Raw genomic sequence first — 9093 nt, forward strand, 5'->3', positions numbered from 1 at the left:
GCATGACGTCGCTGTTGGCTCAGCCCTGAACCGAGTTCTTCAGTTCAACGATGAGTTGCGGGGTGAGCGCGCTGCCAGCCCTGGTGGAGAAGAGGGTCATCTCGTACGCGACCGTGCCAAGGTTCGCCGAAGGTTCGGCCACCACACCGAGCACCGAACCGCTGCTGATCGCGGTGATCAACAGGTAGCCGTCGGTCATGTCGATGATGATCCGATTGAGCATCCCCAGGCGGTACCAGTTCGCAGCGCCAGCGGCCATGCTGGTCATCCCAGACACCACCGCGGCCAGCCGTTCTGCGTTCGGCCGGTCGTTGTTGGCCGACACCGCCATCAGCAGGCCGTCCGAGGAGACGGCGATCGCCTCCCGTACTCCGGCAGTGTTGGTGGTGAACGCGTCGAGCAACCAGTTGAAGGTCTTCGCCTCAGGGCTGAGGCCGGGGAAGTCCCGGTTCGTGGTGTGCGGGACGTTGTCATGGAGGAGTGGGCTGGTCATCGTGGTGCACCTTCTTCACGGGGGTAGCTCGGGTTTACCTCACTCAGGGCGCGCTGGATGCCCGCCTCGAACTGGTTGAGCTGACGGCGAACCTCATCGGGATCCGCAGGCGCTGGTGTGCTGCTGTGGTAGCTCGGAACCGGATCGGCGTCGCGCAGGCTGGCGCCGGGTACCCGTCGGCTGAGTTCGGGTACGGCCGCCACCGATCGGACCGCCGAGCTATCCACCACGGGGTTTGCGGGCACCGCGCCGGAAAGTGCGACGGAGCGGCTCGGAGTCGCCACCGCAGCCGGGTTGCCGAGCGGGGCGAACGCGTTCCACTTGACGCCGGTATAGAGCGCTTGCCTCGCCCGGTCGAGTAGCGCCGGATCCAGCCCGGTGGGCGGTTGGCGGACCGAATCGCCCGGTGCCGAGCCGGTGCTGGTAGTTGCCGCGACGCCAGGCTTGCCCGAGCTGGTCGCTCCGGCCGGGGTGGCGACCAGGAGGCGCGAGTCGATCTCGATGTCGGCGGTGACGCCTCCACCCGGGGTCGAGGTGAGGCCGACCCGCCAGTTGTGACGCCGGGCCAACCGACCCACGACGAAGAGCCCCAACAGTTCGGTCGGTACGAGGTCGAGGCGCTCGCGTCGGGTCAGGCGGACGTTCTCCTCGGCGAGCCGATCCGTGGACATGCCGATACCGTGGTCGACCAGCGAGATGCGTACCCCGTGGGGGAGCGTCTGGGACACGACCGTGACCCGGGTGTGCGGCGGTGAGAACGTGGTGCCGTTCTCCATCAGCTCGGCGAGCGTGAGCGTGAGATCGCCGATCGCGGCCGGTACGACCGAGATGTCGTCGGTGACCTCCACATCGACTCGGCTGTAGTCCTCGATTTCGCCGAGCGCGAGTCGGACCACATTGCCGAGCGGCAGCGGAGCCATGTGGCCCTCGGAGTTGTTCCAGCCCGACAGGACCACCAGGCTGTTCGCGTTGCGGCGCAGCCGGCTGGAGACGTGGTCCAGCCGGTAGAGGTGCTGCAAGCGGTCCGCGTCGGTCTCCTGCTGCTCCAGCCGGTCGATCAGGGTGAGCTGACGACCGACGAGGTTCTGCGTGCGCCGGCCGATGTGCCCGAACATCTGCGCCACGTTGCGTCTGCTCGTTGCCTGCCGCTCCACCAACCGTGCCGCGGTATGTTGCACCCGGTCGAAGGCCCGCGCCAGGTCCCCGATCTCGTCCTTGCCGCTGACGTCGATCGGGTCGAGCCGGACCGGAGACGGTGACTCCGCCTCGTCGTCGACGATGCGGACCAGCTCCGCCTCCGAGAGACGGGCGAGTCGCTCGGCGGAGCTGGTCAGCCAGGTCAGCGGGCGTGCCACGAAGCGGGCTACCGCGACGCTGAGGGCCACCACGAACAGGAGCGCGAGCAGCACCAGCCCGCCAACCGTGTACGCGGTGGTGAGCGCCCGGCGTTGCTGGTTGGTGACGTCGGTGATGATGTCGGCGACGAGCTTCTTCTTGACGAACTCGCCGAGTCGGCCCAGCGATGAGACGGCCGGGAAGATGGTGGCGACCGGGACTCGTGCGACGGCGGACCTTGGGTCGGCCGCCCCCAGAGCTAGGAAGTCCTGCCCGGTTCGGGCGATCACCCCAGTGTTGATCAGCCGGTGGAGTGCGCTCTGCTCCTCGCTGGCGAAGGCGTGGAACCGGTCGAGCTCCACCTGAAGCGATGCCAGCGTGGCGATGTAGCGGGCGCTTGTGGATTGGCTCGGCTTCGCGGCGGCGAGCAGCAGGAGCGTCCCGGCGACATTGATCTGCTCGTCGGTACGCAGCAGCGCGTCGAGAGCGACCAACTGGCGACCCGCGGCGGTGGCGGTGTCCGCGTCGGAGAGCAACGGGGGCGCGTCGATGAGCGGTCCGATCACGCTCGTGAAGCCCGCCAACGCCGCTTCGGTGCTGGCCTGGTGCGACAGGATGGCAGCCCGGGTGTCGGTGATCTTGCGAACGCCGTCCAGCGCGGCGACGATCGGGCTGGGCAGATCGATATCGGTATTCGCCCGCAGGTCCTCGACCTTGTCGTCCACCGTCGTCGACTGCCGCACCACCGCGACGCGGTCAGCCACGCCGAGCAGGTAGCCGACGGAGAGTAGCCGCTCCTCCTGTAGCTCCTGAACGACCGTGCCGACCAGTGCCGCGGTGCGTGCGGCGACGGCGGCCCGGTCCGCTCGTGCTGCGGCGTCTGCCCGCTCGGCGACTACTGGCACGGCCAACGCGGCCATGCTGAACAGCGGGACGACCAGCAGGACGGCGAGCTTTCCCCGGATCCGGAGTCTATCGAGCAGCATGTGTCCGGCTCCAGCGCGTCGGGGTGCTCTCCTCGTCGAGGGTGGAGTACTGCGGGTAGCCGGTCGACGGTGTGCCCGGCCGGAGCGCCAGCGACGACGACATCGGGCTGGGGTCCGCTCCGGCGGCGCGCCGTCTCCGGCGCGCCCTGCCAGGAAGGGCGACCCAGACCGCGATGACCGCGAGGGCGACTGCGGGAGCTGCGATGCCCACGACGCGTCGCCGCTCGGCGTCCAGGTCATCGACCCGGACGGAGAGCCGTGCGTCCAACTCGCTGAGGATGGCCGCGTTGAGTTTGACTGCGGCGGCCTCGGCGGTGGAGCGGGCCGCATTGATCCGGGCAACGTCGACGACGAGGCGTGTCGCGGCGTTGGCGTCCCCGCTCACGTCAGCTCTGCCTGAGTTGGTGCGATCGCCGGTGGAGTTCGGCTTGGTGGTGGTGGCATTCGGCTTCGCCGTCGTCGCGAAAGCGACGGTGCCCAACGTCTCCATCGCCCGCTGGAAGGCGTCGATCTCGCCGAGCGCTCCGCTGCTCAGGTTGATGTTCTCGGTCTCCGCCGCGAGCAGGTCTTCCATCAGGTCATCGGTCGAGGAGAGCGCCGTCGCGCGGGACGCGCTGAGGTCGGCGATCGTTTGCTCGTGGTTCGCTGTGCTCTGGGTCGAGGCGATCGTCGCGAGGTCGCTGAATCGCCCGATCTGCATCAGCGCCTCGGGCAACTCTTCGGCTGCGGCGTCCTGTAGATAGTAGGTGTCGGCGACGGAGTCTCGGGTCAGCCCGGACGCTTCGCGTACCTTGCGGTAGAGCTGCAGGAGCAGGTCGCCGGCCTCGCTGTAGGTGGCCATGGTGCTGGCGGCCCCGCCGGGGGCGCGACCGGGCAGCGCGTCGATCTTCGCGCGGAGCCCGGCCCAACGCTCGCGAGCCAGCAGGTTGCCGCCGAGCCGGGTGTCGACCACGGCCATTTCGGCTACCGCCTGCTTGAGCGGCTCAGCCGAGGCGGGCCGGCCGGCCACGGCTGCGGACTGGGCATCCATCAGCGCGACGGCGACGTTGCCCAGTGGCCGGAGATACTGGGCCCCATCGCGTTCACGCTGCACGGCGGCGCGGTCTGCGCTGGTCGGGTAGGTCTCCGAAAAGAGTGCCGCGACCGGTGCCAGCAGCAATACCGCGATCAGTGGAGGCAGGACGATTCTGAGCGCGTCCGCCCAGCTGCGGGACCGCCGCGCGGGCAACTCCATGTTTCGTTCCTCCGGGAGGGCCATAGGGCGACTAGCCCCAGGGTGGGTCATGTAGGCGGTCGGATTGACGAAGCGCTGCGCCGAGCAGTCCGCGCCGTGCGGCTAGTTGCCTCGCCGTTGGCCGATTGCGTCTTGCCGTCCGCGCTCACGACGTGCCGAAAGTGTCGCGGCGGCTAACAGGGCGAGTCCTGCAGGTGGTTAGCAGCCAAGGACTTGCAGCTGTCTGCCAAGGTCACGCTCGATCCTGGATGAAGTGGCCTCGCCGACGGTGGAACACCACTCGATCCATGTCTTAGCGCGGTCATGCCGCGGAGCAGCAGCTCGTGTGCAACAAAAGGTTGCGCTTCGGGCGGCCGGTGCCGTAGGTTTAGTGCAACCAAAGGTTGCGAAAGGTGTGAGCATGGAACAGGGAACGATCGAACGCGACATCCACGTCAACGCGTCCCCCGAGGTCGTCTTCGAGGTGGTGAGCCAGCCCGAGCACATGCGGGAGTGGTGGCCCGACGACGCACGGTTCGAGTCGGTCGCGGGCGCACCCGGCGAGCTGGTGTGGCGCAACGCCGACACCGGCGAGACGAAGACCGTCGCCCTCGCTGTCGTCGAGGTCGACCCGCCGCGGCGGTTCTCCTTCCGGTGGTGCTTCACCGAGCCGGACCGCAGCGGGCAGGCGCTGCTCGTCACCTTCGACCTGATCCCCGACGGCACGGGGACGCAGATTCGGATGACCGAGACCGGGTTCCGCGAACTGGGCTGGGAGATCGCCGTCCTAGAGGCGCAGTACCAGGACCACGAGAACGGTTGGGACCACTACATGCCCAGGCTGAGCGCGTACGTCGCGCGGCTGGTCGCCACCCGATGAGCACGGCGGTCGACGACGAGCTGTGGTCGGCGATCGGCGACCCCATTCGGCGTACGATGATCGATCTTTTGCTCTCCGACGGGCCGGGCACCGCGACGTCGCTGAGCAGGCGCCTGCCCGTCACCCGGCAGGCCGTCTCGAAGCACCTGGCCGTCCTGGACCGGGTCGGGCTGATTCACGCCGAGTCGGCCGGTCGCGAGCGCCATTACCAGGTCGACGAGGCACAGCTCGCCCGCGCGGTCGCCCAGTTGTCGGCGGTGGGCTCGACCTGGGACGCCCGACTCCGCCGGATCAAGCGCATCGCCGAGGCAATCGAACGCAGCCGCATCACCAAGGAAGGAGAGTGACAATGGTCGACATCATGCATCAGGTCGGCGTGGTCGCTCCGCTCGCCGACGTCTGCCAAGCGGTGGCAACTCCCGAAGGCGTCGCCGGCTGATGGTCGGTCGACACGGCCGGCAAGAGCGAGGTCGGTAGGCAGTTGGCCGTCCGGTTCGGTGACGACGGTGGGTTCGACCTGGAGATCGATCAGCTACTTCAGGAGCGAGTCGAAGGTCGACCAGAACCTGTCCGGGTTGTAGCCGCGCTTGCGCAGCGGGCCGTCGAGGAACGTTCGCGAGTCGGTGACGAAGACCGGCTGGGCGACCAGATCCTCGTAGAGTTGCACCGTCTTGGCCCGGCCACCGAGTCGCTCGGCCGCGACGAAGAACATTCCGCTGATCTGGTAGTTGAACGACGACTGGTCGCTGTTGGCGGCGTAGAAGTTGTCGTTGGCCGGCAGCGCCCCGGCGGGCTTGAACTGCGCCCAGTTGCGGCCGACGAAGGCGCTGCGTTCCTTGAGGTTCTTGTGGGCGATGATCTCGACCCACTCGGCGAAGCCCTCGGCCACCCAGGTGGGTGAGTTGAGAATGCTCCGCGGTGACGTCTCCAGGAAGGCGACCCTGGGCATCAGGTAGGGAGCGATGGCATGAGCCATCTCATGCGCCATGATTCGATCGGCTGCCTCGGGCGTCTTCAGCCGGTCCATGTCCAGGACGATCCGCGAGCCTGCCATCGATCGTTCCGGAGGGCCGTCCAGCTTCGGAGGGATGACGACAGGGCTGCCCTTCTCGTCGACGATCTCCGGGTTGTAGACGTAGCCGCTGGCATTCCGCAGGTCGCCGCTGGCGCCGAACCACTGGAGCTTCTGTTCGGTGGTAGCCAGCAGCACCAGGAAACCCTTGGGAGCCTTGCGCTGACCCCAGATGCCGCGAACGAGCGCGTTTGCCCGCGCGGCGCTGGCGGTGAAGCTCGCCGGGTCCCACTTGCTGTCCTCGGGCGCGAGGATGGTGACCGACCCGGCGTACGCCGCGCGTAGCGGAACGTTGTCCCACGGCGCGTTCTTGACCGGGTTGCCGTAGGTCGTTGCGCCTGCATCTATCGGCTTCGCCGACGCGATCGAAAGCTTTCCGTTGGACTGAAGGAAGACGTAGTCGTAGTCCTGCAGGGTGAACTCAAGATCTGCCTCGTAGCGCACCGCTGCGTGGACCCGGGTCTTGTGCAGGGTGGCGCCCTTGGGGAAGTCGGCCCCGGCGGGTTCGCCAATATCGCCGACGGATTCGACGTTCAGCACGAACTGCTGCGGGCGCATCGCCCGGAGGTTGCGGAATCTCATCCGCTCGGCCGTGACTGACTCGGTCTGCGACGGATCGAGCGGTGACAGCCACGCCTGTTCGTTGCCGTCCATCATCGCTTTTGACCGGTCTGCTGCGATTTGCTGTGACTGTTTCTGCAACTCGGCATGGTCCAATTCGCCGCTGGAGGACCGGCCGCCGCCGGGTGGCGAATTCGTTGGCACACATGCGGTGGCAGCAAGCGCCGCCAACACCAGGATGACCGATTTGCGAACCCACATGTGCGTCTCCCCCCAGACGTGCGAATTTCGGCATTCTACGGAAACGCAGAGCCCACAAGGGAACCCGAACGACGCGGATGAAGACCGACTCCGGATCCTTTGACCGGGGGAGCGTCACGGGCTCGGGTGGTCGTCTTCGCTGCGAGGGCGGTCAGGGCGCTCGCTTCCGCTGACGGAGATCGACCCAGGCCCCCTCGCTGACAGCTGCGCTCAGGAGATGTGGTGCAGGATCACGTTGTGCACGTGGTGACTCTTCTGCGCGCCACGGAACTCCACCTCGTAGGTGTGCGTGCCAACGTGGATGGCGATGGCGCCGGTGGAGAAGAACGAACCACCCCACGACTTGTTGCTGACCACGCTCACGCTGGTGATCTTCGAGTACGGGATGCTGGTGATCGCGAACCGCTTCCCGACGAAGGACCGGTCCTGGATGATCACGCGGCGGTCGGTCAGCCCGATGAACCCGGTGCCGGTGCCGACGGCGTCGTAGACGGCGATGATCTGCTCGCCTTCGAGGAGGCCACTCTCGATCTGCTGGACCTGCTCTTTGCGGTCGTACGCGATGTTCGCCATGAAATCCAGGCTAGAAAACCGGTGCCAGCGCGCCCACCCGGGCGACGACCACGAACTCGCCGTCGCCGTGGCCGACGGGCTCGCCGTGCCAGCCCCCGTAGACGCGGTCCACGATGAAGCCCGCCCTGGTCAGGGAGGTACGCAGCTCGGCCTCGGTGCGGAAACGCAGGGTGGCCGTGCTGAGGATCTCTTCGCCGTCGTCGAAGTGGTAGTGGTGGGTGAAGTCGATCACTCCGTCGCGTACCCCGGTGACCTCGGTCCACGCGCGGACCTCGCCGCCGTCGGGCAGCATGACCAGCCGGGGCGAATCCACCGGGTTCCACCGCTCCCAGCGACGGTCCGCCGGGTCGCGGGCGTCGAACACCAGCCGGCCGCCGGGCACGAGCGCCCGAGCCAGGTCGGCGAGGGTACGCGCCCACTGCTCATCATCGACGAAGAACTGCGCGACGTGGCTGGTCAGCACCGCCACGTCGAACGCCCCGTCCGGCAGCAGCGCCGAGGTGCCCTGCAGCCAGGTCACCCGCTCGCCGCCCGGCTTGGCGCGGGCGGCGATCAGGGACGCGCCGGCCGGGTCCACGCCGGTGACGGTGTGGCCGGCGGTGGCGAGGGCGACGGTCAGCCGACCGGTGCCGCAGCCGAGATCGAGCACCCGGGCGGCCGGGGTCTCGTCGACCACCGCCTGGAAGAAGTCGTCGTCCGGCCCCCACCGGCACTCCGCGTCGTACACCTGGACCAGCCGGTGGTGGCGAAACTCTGCGTGTCTCATCGGGGTGGGCGTCAGGACTCGGTGACCGCCCGGTACGCGTCCTCGATGCGGGCGGCCAACAGGACCTCGCCCTCGGTCAGCGGCCCACCGCTGCCGTGCCCGACCCGGATCTGGGTGCTGTCGGCCCGGCGGCTGATCTCGGGCCGCAGATGCAGCGCATCCGCGACGACCTTGACCCGTTCAGTTAGTGCGGCGTGTTGGGTATCGTCGATCACGAGCGTCCGTCGGATCTGCTCGCCTTCGCGCGTCCAACCAGATAGCAAGGTCAACGCGTCGGAAAGGTAGTCGTGCTTGGCCCTGCTGTTGAACAGCACGCGCATCACCGCACCCCCCAAGCGCCGTTGCCGGCTTGTGGCCAAATCGTCGCCATCCCGTGTCTTGTCGGTGTCCCCTAGTCTCTCGCTGCGCGCAGGGGGGTGTCCACGCCCACACTTCCGTGTCTTACTGGCCTAGCGGACGGCTACGGTACCCAAACCGCCGATTGATCTGGCACCCTGGACGCCCGTGCGGACCGAACGGGCGAATGATGGCGGGCAGGCCGAACGACGGGACCTGAAGGTGATCGTCGGCGCGGCGATCATCCGGGATGGGCGGGTGCTCGCCTGTGCGCGTTCCGCCCCACCAGAGGTAGCGGGCATGTGGGAGTTTCCGGGCGGAAAGGTCGAGCCGGGGGAGTCCGAGACCGACGCGCTGATCCGGGAGTGCGCCGAGGAGTTGGCCGTACGCGTCGAGATCGGCGACCGGGTCGGCCGCAACGTGCGGATGGCCCACGGCCGGTCGGTGCTGAAGGTGTACGCGGCCCGCCTGCTCGGCGACGCCCAGCCGCAGGCGCTGGAGCACGAGGCGCTCCGCTGGCTTGCCGCCGACGAGTTGGACTCGGTCACCTGGCTCCCCGCCGACGCCCCCATCGTGGCAGCCCTCCGCCCCCTCCTCCCCAAAACCCCCTAGCCCCC

Annotated in this window: 10 protein-coding genes; 3 read left to right on the forward strand and 7 right to left on the reverse strand. The window is 68.1% G+C overall.

The window, feature by feature from the left end; all coding sequences use genetic code 11:
• Nucleotides 1-19: 19 nt before the first annotated feature.
• From IF46_RS0130615 to IF46_RS0130625, 3 genes are read right to left on the reverse strand one after another with little or no spacing between them, the layout of a single operon-like run.
• Nucleotides 20-493 (reverse strand): roadblock/LC7 domain-containing protein, encoded by a 474-nt coding sequence (locus tag IF46_RS0130615; protein ID WP_030491888.1) that lies wholly within the window; start codon nucleotides 491-493, stop codon nucleotides 20-22.
• A complete protein-coding gene (locus IF46_RS0130620; RefSeq protein WP_030491889.1) occupies nucleotides 490-2814 on the reverse strand; it encodes a nitrate- and nitrite sensing domain-containing protein in 2325 nt (774 codons plus the stop codon). The genes IF46_RS0130615 and IF46_RS0130620 overlap by 4 nt, the downstream gene beginning before the upstream one ends.
• Nucleotides 2801-4048 carry a hypothetical protein gene (locus IF46_RS0130625; RefSeq protein ID WP_051724277.1) on the reverse strand — a complete coding sequence of 416 codons (1248 nt, stop codon included), beginning with the start codon at nucleotides 4046-4048 and terminating at the stop codon, nucleotides 2801-2803. Before IF46_RS0130625 ends, IF46_RS0130620 begins: the two co-directional genes overlap by 14 nt.
• Before the next feature lie 400 nt (nucleotides 4049-4448).
• Between IF46_RS0130625 and IF46_RS0130630 the strand changes: the two genes are divergently transcribed.
• A complete protein-coding gene (locus IF46_RS0130630) occupies nucleotides 4449-4907 on the forward strand; it encodes an SRPBCC domain-containing protein (RefSeq protein ID WP_030491891.1) in 459 nt (152 codons plus the stop codon).
• The gene (locus IF46_RS0130635; protein ID WP_030491892.1) at nucleotides 4904-5254 is read left to right on the forward strand and encodes an ArsR/SmtB family transcription factor; all 351 of its coding nucleotides are present in this window, start codon (nucleotides 4904-4906) and stop codon (nucleotides 5252-5254) included. Before IF46_RS0130630 ends, IF46_RS0130635 begins: the two co-directional genes overlap by 4 nt.
• A 185-nt stretch (nucleotides 5255-5439) precedes the next feature.
• Here IF46_RS0130635 and IF46_RS0130645 read toward each other — a convergent pair whose 3' ends face one another.
• The 4 genes from IF46_RS0130645 to IF46_RS0130660 form a co-directional block, all read right to left on the reverse strand.
• Nucleotides 5440-6801 carry a hypothetical protein gene (locus IF46_RS0130645; protein ID WP_157563695.1) on the reverse strand — a complete coding sequence of 454 codons (1362 nt, stop codon included), beginning with the start codon at nucleotides 6799-6801 and terminating at the stop codon, nucleotides 5440-5442.
• A gap of 210 nt (nucleotides 6802-7011) precedes the next feature.
• Nucleotides 7012-7374, reverse strand: a complete 363-nt coding sequence (locus IF46_RS0130650; protein WP_030337500.1) for a PH domain-containing protein — start codon at nucleotides 7372-7374, stop codon at nucleotides 7012-7014.
• A 10-nt stretch (nucleotides 7375-7384) separates the two neighbouring features.
• Entirely contained in the window at nucleotides 7385-8140 is a 756-nt protein-coding gene (locus IF46_RS0130655; RefSeq protein WP_030491894.1) for a class I SAM-dependent methyltransferase, read from the reverse strand.
• A gap of 11 nt (nucleotides 8141-8151) precedes the next feature.
• Nucleotides 8152-8460, reverse strand: a complete 309-nt coding sequence (locus tag IF46_RS0130660; protein WP_030491895.1) for a 4a-hydroxytetrahydrobiopterin dehydratase — start codon at nucleotides 8458-8460, stop codon at nucleotides 8152-8154.
• Nucleotides 8461-8644: 184 nt separating this feature from the next.
• Here IF46_RS0130660 and IF46_RS0130665 point away from each other — a divergent pair, with 184 nt between their 5' ends.
• A complete protein-coding gene (locus tag IF46_RS0130665) occupies nucleotides 8645-9088 on the forward strand; it encodes a (deoxy)nucleoside triphosphate pyrophosphohydrolase (protein WP_036393776.1) in 444 nt (147 codons plus the stop codon).
• The last annotated feature ends 5 nt before the right edge of the window (nucleotides 9089-9093 follow it).

Source organism: Micromonospora chokoriensis, assembly GCF_000718555.1.
GTDB lineage: Bacteria > Actinomycetota > Actinomycetes > Mycobacteriales > Micromonosporaceae > Micromonospora > Micromonospora chokoriensis_B.